Below are 18,165 nucleotides of genomic sequence, written 5' to 3' on the forward strand. Positions count from 1 at the left end.
CAAATCGGACAACACGTCGAAAACGACGCCATTTCAGGGGAGAGACAGATGAAACTCAAGACATTCCTGACCACGACCGCGTTCGCCGCGCTGCTGGCGGCGCCCGCGCTCGCCCAGCAGATCAGCATCAAGGCCGGCGTCCTCAACGATCGCTCCGGCCTCTATGCCGACCTTTCCGGCGAAGGCTCGGTCATCGCCGCCCGCATGGCGGTCGAGGACTTCAAGGCCGCCGACAAGGGCATCAAGGTCGAGATCGTCTCGGCCGACCACCAGAACAAGCCCGATGTCGGCTCGACCATCGCCCGCACCTGGTACGACCAGGACGGCGTCGACCTGATCCTCGACGTGCCGACCTCCTCGGTTGCGCTGGCGGTGCACCAGATCACCAAGGAAAAGAACAAGATCCACATCAATTCCGGCGCCGCCTCGTCGGACATCACCGGCAAGCTTTGCACGCCGAATACCGTGCACTGGACCTATGACACCTATGCGCTGGCCCAGGGCACCGGCGGCGCGATGGTGAAGGCCGGCGGCGACACCTGGTTCTTCATGACCGCGGACTACGCCTTCGGCCATGCTCTGGAGCGCGACACGGCGGCGATCGTGACCAAGAACGGCGGCAAGGTGCTCGGCGCCGTCCGCACGCCCTTCCCCGGCACGGACTTCTCCTCCTTCCTGCTGCAGGCGCAGGCCTCCAAGGCCAAGGTCATCGGGCTCGCGAACGCCGGCGGCGACACGATCAACTCGATCAAGCAGGCGGGCGAGTTCGGCATCGTCGCAGGCGGCCAGAAGCTCGCGGGGCTGCTCGTCTTCCTCACCGACGTGCATTCGCTCGGGCTCGCAACCGCGCAGGGCCTCGTCCTGACCGAATCCTTCTACTGGGACACCAACGACCAGACCCGCGGCTGGTCCGAGCGCTTCGCCAAGGCGAATGGCGGCAAGAAGCCGACCATGGTGCAGGCCGGCGTCTATTCCGGTATGCTGCACTATCTCAAGGCGGTCGAGGCGGCGAAGAGCAAGGACACCGCCGCGGTGATGGCCAAGATGAAGGAGCTGCCGACGGACGACCCGCTGTTCGGGAAGGGCACGGTGCGCGCCGACGGCCGCAAGATGCACGACATGTATCTGTTCGAGGTCAAGAAGCCGGCCGAGTCGAAGGGCCCGTGGGACTACTACAAGCAGATCGCCGTGCTGCCGGCCGAGCAGGCCTTCCGCCCGCTCGCCGATGGCGATTGCCCGCTCGTCAAGAAGTGAGCATCCATGAACGTCATTCCCGGGCTTGACCCGGGAATCTCATGACCCGAGGGCGCTGGTTGTCGAGATGGTCGGGCCAAGCCCGACCATGACGCGCCAGCGTCCGCCTTAACGATCTGAGTCCTGCATGTTCGAGCTTCTCGGTATTCCGCCCCAGGCGCTGTTCGGCCAGGTCCTCCTCGGCCTGATCAACGGCTCGTTCTACGCGATCCTCAGCCTCGGGCTGGCGGTGATCTTCGGGCTGCTCAACATCATCAACTTCAGCCATGGCGCCCAGTACATGATGGGCGCCTTCGTCGCCTGGATGTGCCTGAACTATCTCGGCATCAACTACTGGGCGGCGCTGCTGATCGCACCGCTGATCGTCGGCGTTACCGGCGTCGCGATCGAGCGATTGTTGCTCAAGCGCATAGCGCATGTCGACCATCTCTACGGGCTGCTGCTGACCTTCGGCCTGGCGCTGATCATCCAGGGCCTGTTCCGCAACCAGTACGGCTCGTCGGGCCTGCCCTACCAGATCCCGGCGGAGCTCCGCGGCGGGCAGAATCTCGGCTTCATGTTCCTGCCCTATTACCGCGGCTGGGTCGTCGTCGCCTCGCTCGTGGTCTGTCTCGCGACCTGGTTCCTGATCGAGAAGACCAGGCTCGGCGCCTATCTGCGCGCCGCGACCGAGAACCCGACCCTGACCCAGGCCTTCGGCATCAACGTGCCGCTGCTGGTGACGCTGACCTACGGCTTCGGCGTAGCGCTGGCGGGCTTCGCCGGCGTGCTCGCCGCGCCGATCTACTCGGTCAACCCGAACATGGGCGCAGACCTGATCATCGTCGTCTTTGCGGTCGTCGTCATCGGCGGCATGGGCTCGATCCTCGGCGCCATCGTCACCGGCTTTTCGCTCGGCGTGATCGAGGGGCTGACCAAGGTGTTCTATCCCGAGGCCTCGGCGACGGTGATCTTCATCATCATGGTCCTGGTGCTGCTGGTGCGACCGGCCGGGCTGTTCGGACGGGCCGCGTGATGGCCGCCCGCCACGACGAGACGAGGATTTGACCATGGCCGATATCGCCACCATCGACGCCGCCGCCGCCCCGCTCTCGGACGAGGCCGCCAGGGCCACGCAGCGCCTGCACCGCGCCATCATGATCGGGCTCGCGGTCGCGCTGGTGATCGCGCCTTTCGTCGCCTACCCCGTCTTCGTGATGAAGGTGCTGTGCTTCGCGCTGTTCGCGCTCGCCTTCAACCTGCTGCTCGGCTATGGCGGCCTGCTCTCCTTCGGCCACGCCGCCTATTTCGGCATGGCGAGCTATGTCTGCGCCTATGTCGCCAAGAACTGGGGCCTGACGCCGGAGCTCTCGATCCTGCTCGGCACCGTGGTCGCGGCCGGGCTCGGCGCCCTGTTCGGCGCGCTGGCGATCCGCCGGCAGGGCATCTACTTCGCCATGATCACGCTGGCGCTGGCGCAGATGGTGTTCTTCTTCTCGCTGCAGACGCCGCGCTTCACCGGCGGCGAGGACGGCATCCAGGCGGTGCCGCGCGGCAGGCTCTTCGGCGTCATCGACCTCGCCGACGACCGGACGCTCTACTGGCTCGTCGCCGCGATCTTCATGGCCGGCCTGCTGGCGATCTACCGCATCATCCACTCGCCCTTCGGGCAGGTCTGCAAGGCGATCCGGGACAACGAGCCGCGCGCGATCTCGCTCGGCTACCGCGCCAACCAGTACAAGCTCGCCGTCTTCGTGCTCTCGGCGGCGCTGGCCGGCCTCGCCGGCTCGACCAAGGCGATCGTCTTCCAGCTGGCGTCGTTGACCGACGTGCACTGGTCGATGTCGGGCGAGGTCGTGCTGATGACGCTGGTCGGCGGTCTCGGCACCGTCTTCGGGCCGATCGCCGGCGCGATCGTCATCGTCTCGATGCAGAACTACCTCGCCTCGCTCGGCGCCTGGGTGACGGTGGTGCAGGGCGTGATCTTCGTGATCTGCGTGCTGACTTTCCGCGAAGGCATCGTCGGCGTCATCAGCAAGTGGATCAAGAAGCCGCTCTGAGCCAGGGCGCTAGACGAAACCGATCCAGCGGCCGGCGACGAGCACGCACAGCCAGAGCGTGAAGGAGGCGAGCGCGCTCACCCTTACGCGCCATGACGGCCGCTGCGTCGCCAGCGCCTCGGCAAGCTTGCCGCCGCGATGCTGGAAAACGATGTTGGCCAGCGCCAGCGCAAGCAAAGAGAGCTTGGCAAGCAAGGCCGGGTTGGCAGCATATTCGGCCGGCTTCACCGTGAAGAGCCAGGCGCCGGTGGCGAGCGCCAGCGCGAGGCCGAAGCCGGCGGCGCGGACCAGGAACGGCCCCAGCACCGCGAGCGGCGCAGCCCCGCGCAGCAGGCCGGCGAGGCGCAGATCCAGCGGCAGGATGGCGCCGACGAGCAGGCCGATCCCGAGGATATGGGCGGCGTTGACGAAGAGATAGGCCGTGCCGGAACGCTGCAGCCACAGCGCGCCCGGCCAGTGTCCCAGCGCCTCGATCAGCCCCATCCGGCTCAGCCCCCCCATCCCGCCAGCCCGCGGCTCAGTTCGTGCGGATGCGCTCGGGGTACATGTCGTAGTTCTTGCCGGCGATGGTGATGCGCACCGCCTTCATGTGCAGCTTGGCCTTGTCGAGATGGCGGTTGCCGAGCGCGGTGATGGCATCGCCGACCTTGGCGCTGTCGCCGCGGAAGCCGGAACGCTCGGTCTGGTTCGGATTGCCGAGATCGACCTGCCAGAGTTTGCCCTCCGACTCGACCATCAGCATCGGATGCGGCGGCGCCATCGAGATCTTGCTGATCTTGCCCTGCAGCGTCATCTGCTCGCCCTCGGCCCAGGCCCAGCCGTGATGGGCGAACACCGGCAGCGCGGCGAGAGTGCCGGCCGCGGCGAGCGCGAGCACGAAACGGCGACGGTTCAGCATCGTCATGGCGGTTCTCCTCGTTGTGCGCGCCGCACAGGCGCTGCGATCTGCAACGAGACTGGCACGGACGGGTTGCAGCCGGGCCATCACATCTGCGTTGGGGGTGGGAGCCGCGACGCCCAGCGCCTTCTCCCCGCGTCATGCTCGGGCTTGACCCGAGCATCTCTGGCCGAAGGAGGCTCCCGCGCCCGCTGGTCCTTGAGATTCTCGGGTCGACCTTCGGTCGCCCGAGAACGACGCACACGCCTTCGCCCGCCCGCGTTTCCGCGTTCGGTGGGAATGAGGGGCAGCGGAGCGCCGCGAGGCGCGGGGGATATAGGCCGCTTCCATTGAGCCAGGATGCGGCGCGGAAGGATTGAGCCACCTTCCGCACGCCCCGTGGCGCTCCGCCATCGGCGATTTTATAACTCCGGGCCGCGCTTCTCGTCCGGCAGCTCGGCGTCCCCTCGTCCCGCGATGCCAGTTCGGCTCTTCGCCTCGTCGCATCTCGGGCCGGGCTTTGCCTCCCCGCCGATCCTCCCAGCGAGCTCCTCGCACAGGGGCCGTAGTACCCCCAGGGCGGTGCCCCGAAGCCTCCCGGGAGCGGATCGTAACTCCACCCGCAGGCGCCGCCCTCATCCCGCCTCTGGCATACCTCCGGATGGCTGCCCCTCGGGGATGAGGTGGGCCGAGGATAGGCGTGGGGCGCAAGGGCGGGGATTAGTTTTGGCGAGGGACCGCAACGGCCTTCCTTCTCCCGGATGGGAGAAGGTGGCGCGGAGCGCCGGATGAGGGTGTGCGGGTGTCGCAGAAGGCGCGGCGACTCCGTTACCGCCTGACGATCAGCGGCAGTCCCTCATCCCTGCCCTTCTCCCACACGGGAGAAGGGTTCCTCGCGCGTCACCTTCAACGCGCGCCCTACTCCACCGCCCAGAACGCCCGCGCGCCCGGCGGCAGCTCGGCCAGCGCGCGCTCGAAGGCTTGCGGCTCGACATGCCGACGCAGCGCCCGGGCGACGTCGGCGATGCCGCTTTCGGGAATGATGTTGTGGTCGCCGCGAAACGCCATCGCCTCCCGGGCCAGCTCCGCCCGCCCCGCGAAGGGCTTTGGCGGCTGCGAGCGATCCCAGTCCTGCAGGAACATCGCCGCCAGCAGCGGCGGCAGGGCGTCGGCGAAGACGAGCCCCTGCTCGGCCGTCAGCCGCGCAGGGAAGGTGACGAGCACGGCCAGCACCGACTGCCAAGTCTGGTGCGTGGTGGCATGGCTCAGCTCATCGCGCGCATCGAGCAGGAAGCGCTCGAGATCGCGCGAGGCGTGGACGAAGGTGGAGGGGACGGTCATGGCGGCGAGGATAGGCGGAGCTGTCCTCGCCAGCCACTGCGCTATTTCGCCCAGTGCCCCAAGACCCATTCCCACTGACCTCGACTATAATCGTAGCGCCAGTGAGCTCGGACCCATTTGGTCTTCCCTAGCGGGCGCAACGTCTTCATGTTTTGCAGCCGGTCCAGCGGCTTCAAAGGCCGAAGCGGCTTGAGCGGCCTGATCTTACGCATTTTGCAGCTCCCATAAAAAGTAAGCCGCGCCGATGCGCGGCTTACTCTCAGCCCTTGGGCGGATAAGGATCATTGCCATACGACCAAGCTTCGCGGAATTTCGCATCCTTGCCCTGAATCCGAAGCTCCGATCCCTGGTTCCGGGCAATTTCGCGGCCCCGCTCGATGGCTTGCGCCTGCGTGTCGAAGGCGCCGGTCAAACGGCTATTACCTTCGCCGCGTACGCCCCACCCTTCTCCGTTCCGAACAACGTACTGGTTCTTCTTCGTCATGAACTTCGTCCTTTGACTTGGCCAACCGAGGAAAACCAACGCAACTCCTTGACACCGTGCGCCAGACATGATTCCCGTCTCTCTAAAGAGGCAGTCTCACGACAGAGACGAACCGTCTCACGTATGAGACGCTATGGTATTGATGGGCTCCCGTCAAGCGACCGTCAAAAGGAGCATGGATGGCACTTCCGATTGAGGAATTGGGCCGCCTGATATCCAGAAGGCGCGGCGGCCAAGGCATTCGCGCCGCGGCGGCTGAAGCAGATGTAAGCCCCGCGACACTTTCGCGAGTAGAGAACGGCAACGTTCCTGATCTCGCGACCTTCGCGAAAATTTGCCGATGGCTGGAAGTTGATCCGGCGCTTTTTCTTGGCGTTGAGGTTTCGCCCAAGCCGCCTCAACCAGCCGTGGTGCACTTTCGGAAAAAGAAGACTGTTTCTCCTGATACCGCGCAGTCGCTTGCCGAGCTAATTCTGGCAGCCCAACGGGCAAAAAACGCTCAACTGGCACTGAAACGCAGATAGAAATGCGCCGCGGATTCAAAGCAGAAGCAGAGCGACGCGCCGCAGCTGCACGGGCATTGCTTGATTTGGATCTCATCGGAAAGCTCTGCCCGTGGGCTTACGCCGCCGCATTGGATATCGTGGTCGTGGGCGCAGACGAACTTGACCTTCCGCCAGTCCATGCAAAACAACTGTTAGAGCACGACGCTGACAGCTGGTCAGGGATGACACTGGATGAAGATGAGATTCGGCTAATAGTGCTGAACAGCTCGCATGGAAAAAAGCGGCAAGCATCGACGCTCATGCACGAGCTCGCACATTTACTACTTGAACATGTCCCCGCGAGCGTAAATCTGTCACCGAGCGGATTGACCTTGTTGTCAGATTACTCCGCTGATCAAGAGGAAGAGGCTGATTGGCTGGGTGCTGCCCTTTTGCTCCCAGAGATCGCGCTTCTACGCTATCGCTCAAACGGGCTCAGTTTCGCCGAAATATCGGACATTTTCGGTGTCAGCGAAGAACTCTGCGCGTGGCGATGCCGAATGACAGGCGTCGAGAAGCGCATGGCTTTTCGTCGAAGGTAACGGTAGGTCGTTAGCCAAGGATAGGCGGTAGGCCTACCTCCGCCGCCTTCGTTCTTCAGCCCCCTTCGGCAGCGTGTCCGGGCGCGGGCCCATTTCGTCCAGCGTCGGCTTGCGCACCCGTGACGTCCCCGTCAGCAGCGGGTTCGGCTTCTCGCCCCGCTTGGGCCGGCCTTCGCCGCCGCCGAAATTATGCGGGCCCATGTCCTCGTCGGTCGGTTTCCGGGCGCGGGTCGGCGGCAGGTTGGCGCTGCTGCCGTAGCTGCGCTCGCCCTTGTACTTGCCGGCGCTCGCCTCGACGTCGCCCTGGCGGGCGAGCGGGTCGTCGCTGATCGCCAGCTCCGTCGCCTGCAGGCGCTTGATCTCGTCGCGCAGGCGGGCCGCCGTCTCGAATTCGAGATCGGCCGCGGCCTCGCGCATGCGCTTCTCGAGATCGGCCAGCGCCGCCTTGAAATTGTGCCCGGAGCCCGGCGCCGCCAGTCCGGTGTCGACCGTGACGTGGTCGCGCTCATAGACCGAGCCGAGGATGTCGCCGATGGCGCGCTTGATCGTCTGCGGCGTGATGCCGTGCTCGAGGTTATAGGCCTCCTGCTTCTCGCGCCGGCGGGTGGTCTCGGCCATCGCCCGCTCCATCGAGCCGGTGATGTGGTCGGCATAGAGGATGACCTTGCCGTCGACGTTTCGCGCCGCACGGCCGATGGTCTGGATCAGCGAGGTCTCGGAGCGCAGAAAACCCTCCTTGTCGGCATCGAGGATGGCGACGAAGCCGCATTCGGGGATGTCGAGGCCCTCGCGCAGCAGGTTGATGCCGACCAGCACGTCGAAGGCGCCGAGGCGCAGGTCGCGCAGGATCTCGATGCGCTCGATCGTGTCGATGTCGGAGTGCATGTAGCGCACGCGCACGCCGTTCTCGTGCAGGTACTCGGTCAGATCCTCGGCCATGCGCTTGGTCAGCACGGTGACGAGGGTGCGGTAGCCCTTCTCGGTGACCTCCTTGATCTCGTCGAGCAGGTCCGCGACCTGGTGTTTTGCGGGGCGGATCTCGACCGGCGGGTCGATCAGACCGGTCGGGCGGATGACCTGTTCGGTGAAGACGCCGCCGGTCTGCTCCATCTCCCAGCCGCCGGGCGTGGCCGAGACATGCACGGACTGGGGCCGCATCGCGTCCCATTCCTCGAAGCGCAGCGGCCGGTTGTCCATGCAGGAGGGCAGGCGGAAGCCGTATTCGGCCAGCGTCGCCTTGCGGCGGAAGTCGCCGCGATACATGCCGCCGATCTGCGGCACGGTGACATGGCTCTCGTCGGTGAAGACGAGAGCGTTGTCGGGCAGGTATTCGAACAGGGTCGGCGGCGGCTCGCCGGGGCGGCGGCCGGTGAGGTAGCGCGAATAGTTCTCGATGCCGTTGCAGGAGCCGGTGGCCTCGATCATCTCGATGTCGAAGGTGCAGCGCTGGTCGAGCCGCTGGGCCTCGAGGAAGCGGCCCATCCGGTTGAGCTCGTCGAGGCGGCCTTTCAGCTCCTGCTTGATCGACTTCACCGCCTGGGTCAGCGTCGGGCGCGGCGTGGTGTAGTGCGAATTGCCGTAGACCTTCACGAATTCGAGCTCGCCGGTCTTCTGCCCGGTCAGCGGGTCGAACTCCTGGATGCTCTCGACTTCGTCGCCGAACAGGCCGATGCGCCAGGCGCGGTCCTCATAGTGCGCCGGGAAGAGCTCGATGACGTCGCCGCGAACGCGGAAGGTGCCGCGCGCGAAATCATGCTGGGTGCGCTTGTATTGCAGGGCGACGAGATCGGCGATGAGCTGGCGCTGCTCGATGCGCTCGCCGAGCTTCACCGAGAAGGTCATCGCCGTATAGGTCTCGACCGAGCCGATACCGTAGATGCAGGAGACGGAGGCGACGATGATGACGTCGTCGCGCTCCAGCAGCGAGCGCGTCGCCGAATGGCGCATGCGGTCGATCTGTTCGTTGATCGAGGATTCCTTCTCGATATAGGTGTCCGAGCGCGGCACATAGGCCTCGGGCTGATAGTAGTCGTAATAGGAGACGAAGTACTCGACCGCGTTATCGGGGAAGAAGCTCTTGAACTCGCCATAGAGCTGCGCCGCCAGCGTCTTGTTGGGTGCGAGGATCAGCGCCGGGCGCTGGGTCTTCTCGATGACCTGCGCCATGGTGAAGGTCTTGCCCGAGCCGGTGACGCCGAGCAGCACCTGGTCGCGTTCCTGCCGGCCGATACCCTCGACGAGATCGGCGATGGCGGTGGGCTGGTCGCCGGCCGGCTCATATTCCGAGTTCATGCGGAAGCGGATGCCGCCTTCCGACTTGTCGGGGCGCTCGGGCCGATGCGGCGTCCAGGGCTTGCCGGGCTGGATGAAGGGGCTGCCGGTCTCGAGCAGAGCCTGCAGCGAGGTCGCGGTCGCGGCGGCCGCGCCTTCGGCGCCAGCGAAGGCGGAATCGGCCTTCTTCGAGAGCTTGCGCTTCGGCCTTTCCTCGCCGCCGGGCCGTTCCAGCGCATAGCTCGGCTTGGCCTCGTAGCCCGCCTGGGGCGTGTCCTTGAAGCCCGAGGCCCCGCCCGGAACCGCCGTGCCGCGGTTGATCGCGGGGTTGAGCAGGTCGGCGAGATAACCCTCGAGCGGCTTCAGCTCCGGCTTGGTCGCCTTGGAGTTCGGCGTGCGGGCGGAAGACGGCTTCTTCGCGGGCTTGGCTTTGGCAGGGGTGTCGGGACTCTTGGGCATGGCGGCAATATGGGCCCGAAGCCGCCGCGATGCGAGGGGCAAGGCGCTCCCCGGCGACGATTGGTGACAGGAGTTGACAGGGTCGCGCCACGCAATCTTAGATTGTATTATATATACGATGCAATCTTTGGGAGTGAGCCATGTCGGGGGGCGGGTCCGGGGCCGATGCGGGACAGGTCGAGTCCTTCATCGCGCGCTGGCGGATGTCGGAGGGGGCGGAGCGGGCCGCCTATGCGCTGTTCCTGCGCGAGCTCTGCGAGCTGATCGGCGTCGAGCCGCCGCAGCCGCCGACCAGCGATTCCGACGCGGTGACCTATCGCTTCGAATATCCGGTGCGCTTCCGCGATGCTGCGGGCGGCTCCAGCACCGGCCGCATCGATCTCTACCGCAAGGGCGCCTTCGTGCTGGAGGCGAAACAGAGCCGCTGGAAGGGCCAGGCCAAGGAGGTGCTGCCGGCGCAGGGCGCCCTGCCCTTCGCCGAGCCGGCCGGGCCGCGCGGCCGGCGCGGCGCCGACCGGGCCTGGGACGTGCTGATGCTGAATGCGCGGCGGCAGGCGGAGGACTACGCCAAGGCGCTGCCGGCCTCGCATGGCTGGCCGCCCTTCCTGATCATCTGCGATGTCGGCCACTGCTTCGAGTTCTATGCCGACTTCACCGGCCAGGGTAAGAACTACGTCCAGTTTCCGGACCGGCTGAGCTACCGGGTCTATCTCGACGATCTGCGCGACGAAGCCGTGCGCAAGCGCCTCGCCGCGATCTGGGATGCGCCGCTCTCGCTCGATCCTGCCCGCCATGCGGCCCGGGTGACGCGCGCCATCGCCGAACGGCTGGCTGCGGTGTCCAAGGCGCTCGAACGCCAGCACGACCCCGAAGAGGTCGCGCTCTTCCTGATGCGCTGCCTGTTCACGATGTTCGCCGAGGATGTCGGGCTGATCCGCAAGGACGCCTTCAAGACGCTGCTGCGCGACTGCCGCGATGATCCCGCCTCCTTCCTGCCGCTGGTTTCCGAACTCTGGCAGGCGATGGACAAGGGCGAATACTCGACCTCGGTGCGCGAGCGGATGAAGCGCTTCAACGGCAAGCTCTACGAGGATGCCAAGGTCTATCCGCTCGGCCGCGAGGAGATAGGCGAACTGCTCGCCGCCGCCGAGCATGACTGGAAGGAGGTCGAGCCCGCGATCTTCGGCACGTTGCTGGAACAGGCGCTCGATGTGCAGGAGCGCGCCCGGCTCGGCGCGCATTACACGCCGCGCGCCTATGTCGAGCGGCTGGTGGTCGAGACGGTGATCGGCCCGCTGCGGGCGGATTGGCGCGCCGTGCTAGGCGCCGCGCAACAACTGCGCGATACCGGCGAGGCGAAGCGGGCGCTGGCGCTGGTAGAAGGTTTTCATGCCGGCCTCTGCCGCACGCGGGTGCTCGACCCGGCCTGCGGCACCGGGAACTTCCTGCATGTCGCGCAGGAGCTGATGAAGAAGCTCGAAGGCGAGGTGCTGGAGGCGGCGGGCGAACTCGGCAGCGCCGAACGCCTCGGCGGCTTCGCCGACCATGCCGTCGGCCCGCATCAGTTCCTGGGCATGGAGACCAACAGGCGTGCCGTTGCCATCGCCGATCTCGTGCTCTGGATCGGCCATCTGCAATGGCATTTCCGGACGCGCGGCTATGCTCCGCGCGAACCGATCCTGGAAAAGCTCGACCACATCCACAAGCGCGACGCAGTGCTGGCATGGGACGGCTGGCCGATCCCGCAATGGCAGGACGGCGGCGAGGCGCTGCCGAATCCGCGCCGGCCGGACTGGCCGGAGGCCGAGTTCATCGTCGGAAACCCGCCCTTCATCGGCGGCAAGGATCTGCGCGCACGGCTCGGCGACGTCTATGCGCAGGCGCTCTGGGCGGATGCCACAGAGGCGCAGAAGGAGGCCATCCGCCGGCCGGCCGAGGCGCTCGACGCGCTGCGCAAGCAGGTGCTGGACGATCACCCCGAGCTGACGCTGACGAAGCTCTACAATGTCCGCGAGGCGATCCTGGCCGGGCGGGTGCTGACGCCGGCGGAAGCGAGCATCCGGGACCGCGGGCTGGTGCTGATCCTGAACGAGCACCATGCGGCGATCGATGCCGCCGTCGCCTCGGCCTATGGCTGGCCTGCCGATCTTGGCGAACAGGACATTCTCGCGCGCCTCGTCGCGCTGAACCGGAAACGCGCGGCGGAGGAAGCTCGCGGCGAGATCCACTGGCTCAGGCCCGACTATCAGCGCCCGCGCTTCGCCCGCGACGGCCGGGGCGGCGAGCAGATCGAGGCCGGCGGCCTTGTCGCACTGGCGCCTGCCCTGGCCGCCAAGGAGACCTTTCCGGCCGAGCCGGTCGAGCGCGTCGCCGCCGTTCTCTTCGTGCTTGCGACGGCATCCGGCGCCCTCGACGCCGGCGAGATCGCATCGCGGTTCAAGCAGGGCCGCCGGGTCGAGCGCGCGGTGCGCGACATCCTCGTCTCGCTCGCCAGGGTCGGCGAGATTGCGACCGGCGACGGCGGCCGCAGCTTTGCCCGGCGCCTCACGGCGACGGGTTGAGCCGGGAGGCTCGTCAGGCCCGCTTGCGATTGCCTTCGGCCGCCCGCTCCAGCTCAGCCTTCTTGCGCTCGCACCAGGCGCGGCCCTCGTCGCCGCCCCATAGCAGCCAGGCGATCCAGCCGGCGGATGGGGCGTCCTTGTCGCCGAAGCCCTCGGCGCTCCTGTCGACAGCGTGGCGGGCGAAATAGCTCGCCATGCGCCGGATCGTGTCTTCGCTCAGCCGACGCCGGTGGCTAAGGTCGCGGGCGCGAGCGACGCCGATCTGCGTGCCGCCGCGGTGATGCTCCTGCCGCAGGCGCAGCCCGAGGGCGGCGGCCTTGGCGACGTTCTCGGGCGGAATGAGGTCGATATGGCTCATTGCAGCCGCTCCAGTTCGCTATGCGATTTGAGCGCGTAGCCGCCATTCGGCTGGGTCACGAGATAGGCCGGCTTTTCGGGCGAGGCGTTGCGGCGCACGCGCGTACCCTTGATGGTGCGGCTGACCGGCTGCGTGAAGACCTGTTCGACACGACCCTTGGCGCGATGCGCGCCCCAGCGCCAGCTCACATCGGTTCCCGGTTTCAGTGTGTGTGTCATGCCTCGCCTCCGCGCGGTGTACTCGCGAACGAAACGAAGCAGGACGGCATTGGTTCGCAGCGTTTAGGTCAGCGGCGCGGCCGGGCTGGCACCAGCAAGCCAGCGTTGCATTCCCGCCGCGGCGGCGATGCCGGTGGCGAAGCAGCCCTGCAGGAGATAGCCGCCGGTCGGCGCTTCCCAATCCAGCATCTCGCCGGCGACGAAAGTCCCGGGCATGCGCTTCAACATGAAATCCGCATCGACCTCGGTGGCCGCGATGCCGCCGGCGGTGGAGATGGCGCGGGCGATCGGCATCTGGCCGAGGAGCCGCAGCCGGGCGGATTTGATCGCGGCCGTCAACGCCTCGGGAGCCTCGTCGAGCGCGCCGCCGGCACTGTCGCGCAATACGGCTACGGCCGCCGGCGACAGCCCGGCTGCCTTGCGCAGATGGTTGCTCAGCGTCTCGCCCTTGCGACGCCGGCCGAGCTTTTCCGCAAGCCTGGCGCGATCGAGATCGGGCCGCAGGTCGAGCGCGATCTCTGCGAAGCCGTCTCGCGCGATCGCCTCGCGCAGCGGCGCCGACAAGGCATAGATCGCGCCGCCCTCGATGCCGGCCGGATCGAGCATCGCTTCGCCGGCGACCTCCTGCTCCCGGAAGCGGATCACGATGCGCTTCAGCGGCGCCCCGGCGAAGCGCTCGCGCAGCTGCGGCGACCAGTTCACCGCGAAGCCCGCATTGGCCGGCTGCAGCGGGGCGATGGCGACGCCCCTTTCCGCGAGCAGCGGCACCCAGCCGCCATCCGAGCCGAGCCGCGGCCAGCTCGCCCCGCCGAGCGCCAGCAAGGTCGCATCGGGTGTGGCGGTCGCGCGACCGCCGTCACGGCCTTCGAATGTCAGCGCGCCATCCTCCGCCCAGCCGGTCCAGAGCCGGCCGGCTTCGAGCCTAACGCCAAGCGCCGCCAGCCGCCCGAGCCAGGCGCGCAACAGGGGCGAGGCTTTCATCGCCTTCGGAAAGACGCGCCCGCTCGAGCCGACGAAACTCTCGGCGCCGAGCCCGTCGGCCCAGTCGCGCAGCGCCTGCGGCGGAAAGGCCGTGATGGCGGGCTCAAGCCAGGTGCGCGCGGCGCCATAGCGGCCGAGAAGGACGTCGAGCGGCTCGGAATGGGTCAGGTTCAGCCCGCCGCGCCCGGCTAGCAGGAATTTGCGCGCCGGCGACGCCATCCGCTCATGGATGGTGACGCGATACCCGGCCTGCGCCAGCCGCTCTCCCGCGATCAACCCGGCCGGGCCTGCGCCGATGATGGCAATGTCGCGCGAGGGCATGCTCGTTTCTCCGCGCCATGCCGTCACGGCGGCGGCGCTCACCCGTCATTGCGAGCGAAGCGAAGCAATCCGGGGGGCGCCGCGCGCGGCCGCTTCTGGATTGCTTCGCTTCGCTCGCAATGACGGCATAGACTGTCGCGACCGCCACCGTAACCCTGAGCCTCGGATTCTGCCCGCCCATGCCGACCATCGCCGCCTATCTCGGCGCAGCCTTCTTCGAGATCGCCGGCTGCTTCTCCTTCTGGGGTTGGCTCAGGCTCGGCAAGCCGGTCTGGTGGCTGATCCCGGGGGTCGTCTCGCTGGCGCTCTTCGCCTGGCTTCTGACGCTGGTCGAGAGCGAGGCGGCAGGCCGCGCCTACGCCGCCTATGGCGGTGTCTATATCGCGGAGTCGCTGGCCTGGCTGTGGATCGCGGAAGGATTCAGGCCGGACCGCTGGGACCTGATCGGCGGGACGATCTGCCTCGCTGGCGCCGCGGTGATCATCGCCGGACCGCGGTGACAGGCGCGCGTCATGCTCGGGCTAGACCCGAGCATCTCATGCAAGAGATTCTCGGGTCTGCGCTACGCTTCGCCCGAGAATGACGCCTGCTCAAGCCCGCGCGAAAGTCTCGTCGAAGGCGTAGCCGGCGCCACGTACGGTGCGTAGCGGGTCCTTGGAGTCGCCAGGTGTGATCGCCTTGCGCAGCCGCCCGACATGCACGTCGACGGTGCGCTCGTCGATATAGACGTCGCGGCCCCAGACGGCGTCGAGCAGCTGGGCGCGCGAATAGACCCGGCCCGGCGCCTGCATCAGGAATTCGAGCAGGCGGAACTCGGTCGGCCCGAGATGCAGCTCGCTCCCGGCGCGGCGGACGCGGCGGGTCGTGCGGTCGAGCTCGAGATCGCCCGCCGTCAGCAGCCCTGCGACATGGCCGGGCTTTGCCCGGCGCAACAGCGCCTGGATGCGCGCGATCAGCTCCGGCAGCGAGAACGGCTTGACGACGTAGTCGTCGGCGCCGGTGGCCAGCCCGCGCACCCGCTCGGTCTCCTCGCCGCGCGCGGTCAGCATGATGATCGGCACGCGCTCGGTGTCGCGGCGCGCCCGCAGGCGGCGGCAGAGCTCGATGCCGGAGAGGCCCGGCAACATCCAGTCGAGCAGCACGAGATCGGGGGTCGAGTCGCGCAGGTGCAGCTCGGCATCGTCGCCGCGCGAGACGGTATCGACCTCGAAGCCCTCGGCCTCGAGGTTGTAGCGCAGGAGCAGGGTCAGCGGCTCCTCGTCCTCGACGATCAGGATGCGTGCGGGCATGAGGGGGTTCCAGTCTTCGCCTTTCCCGAGGCGTCTTTCGCGGGCTCGCCCCGAGAATCCCGGGACCAGCCGGCGCTGGTTCCCAATATGGTCGGGTCAAGCCCGACCATGACGCGCGCTGCCATCAGCTTCCCGTGACCGCCTCGACGCTGATGTCGGTGGTGTCGAGCTTCGGACGGTTGATGTCGAGCGACTCGCCGGTGACGAGGTAGTGGATCGTCTCGGCGATGTTGGTGGTGTGGTCGCCGATGCGCTCGACGTTCTTGGCGCAGAACAGGAGATGCGTGCAGAAGGTGATGTTGCGCGGATCTTCCATCATGTAGGTCAGCAGCTCGCGGAACAGCGAGGTGTAGAGCGCGTCGATCTCGCCATCGCGGTGCCAGACCTCCATCGCCTTCTGCTCGTTGCTCGCGGCATAGGCGTCGAGCACGTCCTTGAGCTGGGCCTGGACGAGGCGGCTCATATGCTCGAGCCCGACCACGGCGCGGTGCGGCGGCTGGAACTGGCCGGAGATCGCGACGGCGCGCTTGGCGATGTTCTTGGCGAGATCGCCGACGCGCTCGATGTCCGAGGCGAGGCGGATCGCGGAGATCAGCTCGCGCAGGTCCTGGGCGAGCGGCTGGCGGCGGGCGATGGTCAGCACCGCGCGCTCCTCGACATCGCGCTGCAGGTTGTCGAGGCGCTGGTCGGCGCTGATCACCTTCTGGGCGAGCGTGGTGTCGCGGCGCACCAGCGCCACGGTCGAATCGCCGAGCATGCGCTCGGACATGCCGCCCATCTCGGCGAGGCTGCGGCGCAGGCCCTCGAGTTCGGCGTCGTAGGAACGGACGATATGGTCGGTCATCGGCGTTGATCCTGTGCAGCCTGCGATTCAGCCGAAGCGGCCGGTGACGTAGTCCTGCGTCTGCTTCTTGGTGGGGTTCATGAAGATCGTGTCGGTCGGTGCGAACTCGATGATCTCGCCCAGATACATGAAGGCGGTGTACTGCGAGATGCGGGCCGCCTGCTGCATGTTGTGGGTGACGATGACGATGGTGAAGTCGCTCTTCAGCTGCTCCAGCAGGTCCTCGATCTTGCCGGTCGAGATCGGGTCGAGCGCCGAGGTCGGCTCATCGAACAGGATCACCTCCGGGCGCTGCGCGATCGTGCGCGCGATGCAGAGGCGCTGCTGCTGGCCGCCGGAGAGGCCCATGCCCGAGCTCTTCAGCTTGTCCTTGACCTCGTCCCACAGGGCCGAGCGGCGCAGCGCCGCCTCGACGCGGTCGTCGAGCTCCGACTTCGGCGGCTTCTCGTAGAGGCGGATGCCGAAGGCCACGTTGTCGTAGATCGACATCGGGAACGGCGTCGGCTTCTGGAAGACCATGCCGACGCGCGAGCGCAGCTCGTTGACGTCGACATCCTTCGAGATGACGTTGCGGCCGTCGAGCAGGATCTCGCCCTCGGCGCGCTGCTCCGGATAGAGCGAGTAGATGCGGTTGAAGATGCGCAGCAGGGTCGACTTGCCGCAGCCCGACGGGCCGATCAGCGCCGTGACGTGGCGGTCGCGGAAGTCGAGATTGACGTTCTTCAGCGCCTTGTGCTCGCCGTAGTAGAAATCGAGGTTCCTCACGGAGATCCGGACCGGCGCCTGGGCGTCGAGCGTCCGCGGAGAGAGTTCGAGGGTCGAAAGCATCGACGGGTTCCTTCGGATCGGGTCGCGACCGGGTCGGGTTGGGTTTCAGGTCCTGGCTTTACTTGCTGCCGCGCACGATACGGCGTGCAGCGACGGAAAGCAGGAGGATCGACATGGTGATGATGAGCGAGCCGGCCCAGGCGAGCTGCTGCCAGTTCTCGTAAGGGGCGGAGGCGAACTGATAGATCGTCACCGGCAGGTTGGAGACGCCGCCGACGAGCGTCGGCGAGAACCAGAAATTGTTGTTCAGCGCGGTGAAGAGCAGCGGCGCGGTCTCGCCGGCGATGCGGGCAAGCGCCAGCAGGATGCCGGTGACCATGCCGGCCTTGGCGGCGCGCCAGGTCACCGCGGTAGTGACGACGGAGGGCGGCGCGCCGAGCGCCGCGCCGGCCTCGCGCAGCGGGGCGGGCACCAGGTTCAGCATGTCCTCGGTGGTGCGCACGATCACCGGGATCGCGATAATGCCGAGCGCGACGCCGCCGGCCCAGCCGGAATAGCCGCGGAAGGGCTCGACCAGGATGACGTAGACGAACAGGCCGATCAGGATCGACGGCGCCGAGAGCAGGATGTCGTTGATGAAGCGGATCAGGTTGGCGAGCTGCTTGCCACGGCCGTACTCCGCCAGCCAGGTGCCGGCGAGCACGCCGATCGGCGTGGCGATGGCGATGCCGAGGAAGGTCAGCACGAAGGAGCCGACGATGGCGTTGGCGAGGCCGCCGCCCTCGCTGCCGGGGCCGGGCGTCACCGCCGTGAAGGTGGCGGCCGAGAGGCCGCCGATGCCCTTCACCACCAGCATGCCAAGGATCCAGAACAGCACGAAGATGGCGATGAAGGTGAAGCCGGTCGTGATGATCTTCATCGCGCGGTCGGCGGTGCGGCGGCTCTGGCGGACGCGGCCCCATTCGGCATGGGGCAGTTCACGCGGGGTCTGACTCGTCATGGTCATGGGTCGG

Annotated in this window: 19 protein-coding genes; 7 read left to right on the forward strand and 12 right to left on the reverse strand. The window is 67.2% G+C overall.

The genetic code is table 11. The annotated features are described in order from the left end of the window. Nucleotides 1-48: 48 nt before the first annotated feature. The 3 genes from ASE63_RS24445 to ASE63_RS24455 all read left to right on the forward strand — a co-directional run bounded on the left by ASE63_RS24445 (nucleotide 49) and on the right by ASE63_RS24455 (nucleotide 3,293). Nucleotides 49-1,254 carry an ABC transporter substrate-binding protein gene (locus tag ASE63_RS24445; protein WP_056807933.1) on the forward strand — a complete coding sequence of 402 codons (1,206 nt, stop codon included), beginning with the start codon at nucleotides 49-51 and terminating at the stop codon, nucleotides 1,252-1,254. Nucleotides 1,255-1,381: 127 nt separating this feature from the next. After that, on the forward strand, nucleotides 1,382-2,269 hold the full coding sequence (locus tag ASE63_RS24450) for a branched-chain amino acid ABC transporter permease (RefSeq protein ID WP_056807935.1): 888 nt from the start codon (nucleotides 1,382-1,384) through the stop codon (nucleotides 2,267-2,269). A gap of 34 nt (nucleotides 2,270-2,303) precedes the next feature. Then, a complete protein-coding gene (locus ASE63_RS24455) occupies nucleotides 2,304-3,293 on the forward strand; it encodes a branched-chain amino acid ABC transporter permease (RefSeq protein ID WP_056807938.1) in 990 nt (329 codons plus the stop codon). Between the two features lie 9 nt (nucleotides 3,294-3,302). Here ASE63_RS24455 and ASE63_RS24460 read toward each other — a convergent pair whose 3' ends face one another. The 4 genes from ASE63_RS24460 to ASE63_RS24475 all read right to left on the reverse strand — a co-directional run bounded on the left by ASE63_RS24460 (nucleotide 3,303) and on the right by ASE63_RS24475 (nucleotide 5,995). Continuing rightward, nucleotides 3,303-3,794, reverse strand: coding sequence for a DUF6644 family protein (locus ASE63_RS24460; RefSeq protein ID WP_056807939.1), 492 nt, complete (start codon nucleotides 3,792-3,794; stop codon nucleotides 3,303-3,305). 16 nt (nucleotides 3,795-3,810) lie between these two features. Further along, complete coding sequence (locus tag ASE63_RS24465) at nucleotides 3,811-4,197, reverse strand: DUF6152 family protein (protein ID WP_056807941.1); 387 nt, start codon at nucleotides 4,195-4,197, stop codon at nucleotides 3,811-3,813. A gap of 891 nt (nucleotides 4,198-5,088) precedes the next feature. Further along, nucleotides 5,089-5,511 carry a DUF2267 domain-containing protein gene (locus tag ASE63_RS24470; protein ID WP_056807943.1) on the reverse strand — a complete coding sequence of 141 codons (423 nt, stop codon included), beginning with the start codon at nucleotides 5,509-5,511 and terminating at the stop codon, nucleotides 5,089-5,091. A gap of 259 nt (nucleotides 5,512-5,770) precedes the next feature. Then, entirely contained in the window at nucleotides 5,771-5,995 is a 225-nt protein-coding gene (locus ASE63_RS24475) for a DUF2188 domain-containing protein (RefSeq protein WP_056807945.1), read from the reverse strand. A 179-nt stretch (nucleotides 5,996-6,174) separates the two neighbouring features. On the opposite strand from ASE63_RS24475, the gene ASE63_RS27010 reads away from it, so the two are divergent. Together ASE63_RS27010 and ASE63_RS27015 are read left to right on the forward strand one after the other, a co-directional pair. Next, complete coding sequence (locus ASE63_RS27010) at nucleotides 6,175-6,519, forward strand: helix-turn-helix transcriptional regulator (RefSeq protein ID WP_082610271.1); 345 nt, start codon at nucleotides 6,175-6,177, stop codon at nucleotides 6,517-6,519. A gap of 2 nt (nucleotides 6,520-6,521) precedes the next feature. Continuing rightward, complete coding sequence (locus tag ASE63_RS27015; RefSeq protein WP_200962619.1) at nucleotides 6,522-7,082, forward strand: ImmA/IrrE family metallo-endopeptidase; 561 nt, start codon at nucleotides 6,522-6,524, stop codon at nucleotides 7,080-7,082. Between the two features lie 33 nt (nucleotides 7,083-7,115). On the opposite strand, the gene uvrB is transcribed toward ASE63_RS27015, so the two are convergent. Next, a complete protein-coding gene (gene uvrB, locus ASE63_RS24480) occupies nucleotides 7,116-9,812 on the reverse strand; it encodes an excinuclease ABC subunit UvrB (RefSeq protein WP_056807947.1) in 2,697 nt (898 codons plus the stop codon). Between the two features lie 140 nt (nucleotides 9,813-9,952). On the opposite strand from uvrB, the gene ASE63_RS24485 reads away from it, so the two are divergent. Continuing rightward, nucleotides 9,953-12,373, forward strand: coding sequence for a type IIL restriction-modification enzyme MmeI (locus ASE63_RS24485; protein WP_056807950.1), 2,421 nt, complete (start codon nucleotides 9,953-9,955; stop codon nucleotides 12,371-12,373). 13 nt (nucleotides 12,374-12,386) lie between these two features. Here the strand turns inward: ASE63_RS24485 and ASE63_RS24490 are convergent, their stop codons facing one another. The 3 genes from ASE63_RS24490 to ASE63_RS24500 all read right to left on the reverse strand — a co-directional run bounded on the left by ASE63_RS24490 (nucleotide 12,387) and on the right by ASE63_RS24500 (nucleotide 14,251). Further along, nucleotides 12,387-12,731 carry a hypothetical protein gene (locus ASE63_RS24490; RefSeq protein WP_056807951.1) on the reverse strand — a complete coding sequence of 115 codons (345 nt, stop codon included), beginning with the start codon at nucleotides 12,729-12,731 and terminating at the stop codon, nucleotides 12,387-12,389. Further along, the gene (locus ASE63_RS24495; protein ID WP_056807953.1) at nucleotides 12,728-12,949 is read right to left on the reverse strand and encodes a DUF2945 domain-containing protein; all 222 of its coding nucleotides are present in this window, start codon (nucleotides 12,947-12,949) and stop codon (nucleotides 12,728-12,730) included. Before ASE63_RS24495 ends, ASE63_RS24490 begins: the two co-directional genes overlap by 4 nt. Nucleotides 12,950-13,012: 63 nt before the next feature. Beyond that, a complete protein-coding gene (locus tag ASE63_RS24500) occupies nucleotides 13,013-14,251 on the reverse strand; it encodes a TIGR03862 family flavoprotein (RefSeq protein WP_056807955.1) in 1,239 nt (412 codons plus the stop codon). A gap of 179 nt (nucleotides 14,252-14,430) precedes the next feature. On the opposite strand from ASE63_RS24500, the gene ASE63_RS24505 reads away from it, so the two are divergent. Then, nucleotides 14,431-14,751 (forward strand): YnfA family protein, encoded by a 321-nt coding sequence (locus ASE63_RS24505; protein WP_056807957.1) that lies wholly within the window; start codon nucleotides 14,431-14,433, stop codon nucleotides 14,749-14,751. Between the two features lie 90 nt (nucleotides 14,752-14,841). Here the strand turns inward: ASE63_RS24505 and phoB are convergent, their stop codons facing one another. From phoB to pstA, 4 genes are all read right to left on the reverse strand, one after another. Then, nucleotides 14,842-15,540, reverse strand: coding sequence for a phosphate regulon transcriptional regulator PhoB (gene phoB, locus ASE63_RS24510; RefSeq protein WP_056807959.1), 699 nt, complete (start codon nucleotides 15,538-15,540; stop codon nucleotides 14,842-14,844). A gap of 124 nt (nucleotides 15,541-15,664) precedes the next feature. Further along, nucleotides 15,665-16,384, reverse strand: a complete 720-nt coding sequence (phoU, locus tag ASE63_RS24515) for a phosphate signaling complex protein PhoU (protein ID WP_056807961.1) — start codon at nucleotides 16,382-16,384, stop codon at nucleotides 15,665-15,667. A 27-nt stretch (nucleotides 16,385-16,411) separates the two neighbouring features. After that, nucleotides 16,412-17,212, reverse strand: coding sequence for a phosphate ABC transporter ATP-binding protein PstB (gene pstB, locus ASE63_RS24520; protein WP_056807963.1), 801 nt, complete (start codon nucleotides 17,210-17,212; stop codon nucleotides 16,412-16,414). A 58-nt stretch (nucleotides 17,213-17,270) separates the two neighbouring features. Continuing rightward, entirely contained in the window at nucleotides 17,271-18,158 is an 888-nt protein-coding gene (gene pstA, locus ASE63_RS24525; RefSeq protein WP_056807965.1) for a phosphate ABC transporter permease PstA, read from the reverse strand. Nucleotides 18,159-18,165 lie beyond the last annotated feature (7 nt).

It is taken from the genome of Allobosea sp. Root381 (genome assembly GCF_001429395.1).
In the GTDB taxonomy this organism is placed as follows: Bacteria; Pseudomonadota; Alphaproteobacteria; order Rhizobiales; family Beijerinckiaceae; genus Allobosea.